This is a genomic window from Ruminococcus sp. N15.MGS-57 (genome assembly GCF_000980385.1).
Lineage (GTDB): Bacteria > Bacillota > Clostridia > Oscillospirales > Ruminococcaceae > Hominimerdicola > Hominimerdicola aceti.
Window position 1 is genome coordinate 1 of record NZ_LARF01000092.1, and the last position, 1,759, is coordinate 1,759.

The following is a 1,759-nucleotide window of genomic DNA, read 5'->3' on the forward strand; positions in this document are numbered from 1 at the left end:
TGACCGTCAGTCCATTACCTTCTTATTATATCAAAATAAGCATAGCCTGTCACCACTGTAGTCAGCAGTTTGGACTATGCTAATATCATACCAAAGGGGTGCTTAATATGAACGATGTAAATAAAGAAACAAACGCAGCTTATGAAGAGCCGAAAAAGAAGGTGTATGTGAAACTGTTGGTATTCCTTGTGCTGATAACTGTGATAGTTGTCGTTTTAGGGGCAAAGTTCGTGTCGTTTTATTACAAAACTCACGGCATTGGAGGACGCTATTTTTATAAGGGCTGTGATGCGGAGGTCGTCCACCAACTGCCAGAGGGTCTCACTGACGAGGATATCTCAAATGCGGTGATAATGCGCACATACAATAGAGGCGAAGCAAATGACTATGAGAATGCAGGCAAAAACGACTTTTTTGTGGAATCCCATTATCTTATGGGCGTGCAGAGTATCGACGATGAGACCTGCAAGGTCTATATACTGAGCAATGACGGACATTATAAAGGTGTGGGCAATATGTACAGCGGCGGTCTGGTCGTAAGAATGTTGGACTTTAAAAAGCAGGACGACAATTGGACAATGACCAAGAAATATTGTTCTCCGCACGTTTCTCAAAGTGATAATATGCGGTATAGCTTTCGGGTATGGCTATTGAATCTGGGGCTGATAGGTGAAGAATTCAAGAATTGCAGATCTTACTTGCTGAAACATCTGGAAGGCGATATTGCATGGAGGCATCCGGAGGACGGCATTGCAGCAAGGGCAAAGCTGAAAGAAAAGCGTGAAGCGGAGAGACAAGCCGCACGTCAGCAGCGTGTCGAGCCTGTAAGCGATAACAGCACACAAGTGGGAAATGTGCCCGAAGAACACATTGAGCCGTCAGAAAGCGAATGTGAGGGCTTTGAAGAAGATGAAGAAATGGGCATTGAAATGTCAATGTGATAGGAGGAAAAAATGGAATACAAAAGATTATACATTGCCTATGGCAGCAACATCAACCTTGAACAGATGGCACATCGCTGTCCAAATTCAAAGATCGTAAGCAAGGAGATGCTTAAAGGCTACGAGCTTGAATTCAGAGGTGTTGCGACGATCGTGCCGAATGATAAATCGGAAGTCCCCATACTCATATGGGAGATAGACGGACGTGACGAACACAGCCTTGACAGGTATGAGGGCTTTCCGAATCTTTACCGCAAGGAGCTGTTTGAGATAGAGATAGACGGAGAAAAGAAAGAGTGCATGGCGTACTTGATGAACAAAGGACAGATATCGCCGCCGACCAGTTATTATTACAACGTCATAAATCAGGGATATGAGGCGAACGGTATGGACACAAGCTATCTGAGGGCGGCACTTGAAAGGTCGGTTTGCGAACAGTATTTTGATGAAATTCAAGATGAAGAGCTTGACGAAGATAATGATCTTCAATTGAAGCTTTAAGGAGGTGGTGGAATGAGATACAAGGATTTTTATGTGAGAATTACGCCAGACAAATATATCCCCAGAGTTGACAAAAAAGGTGATAAAATTCTCTGTGAGGGCTTTTTGATACAGATCTTTGCTTATAAAAATGAGCAGGACGAGATCGACAATTTTACTGCTGCGGTGGGGTTTGAGATACTGGAGGACAGTTTGGCTGAGGCGGAACAGTTGGCGAAGGATTTTATTGATTGTGAGGGGAAGTTTATTGACTTAAAGTCATAATTTTGACATTATGAGCACTTATTTTTACTATTTATATTTTAAGTTGTCATATT

3 protein-coding genes are annotated in these 1,759 nt (G+C 42.8%); all 3 read left to right on the forward strand.

What is annotated here, in order from left to right; all coding sequences use genetic code 11:
- Window positions 1-107 precede the first annotated feature (107 nt).
- From WS40_RS11690 to WS40_RS10470, 3 genes are read left to right on the forward strand one after another with little or no spacing between them, the layout of a single operon-like run.
- Complete coding sequence (locus WS40_RS11690; protein ID WP_325208539.1) at window positions 108-941, forward strand: hypothetical protein; 834 nt, start codon at window positions 108-110, stop codon at window positions 939-941.
- Between the two features lie 12 nt (window positions 942-953).
- Window positions 954-1,442, forward strand: coding sequence for a gamma-glutamylcyclotransferase family protein (locus WS40_RS10465; protein ID WP_046442173.1), 489 nt, complete (start codon window positions 954-956; stop codon window positions 1,440-1,442).
- A gap of 12 nt (window positions 1,443-1,454) precedes the next feature.
- Window positions 1,455-1,706, forward strand: a complete 252-nt coding sequence (locus WS40_RS10470) for a hypothetical protein (RefSeq protein WP_046442175.1) — start codon at window positions 1,455-1,457, stop codon at window positions 1,704-1,706.
- Window positions 1,707-1,759: the final 53 nt, after the last annotated feature.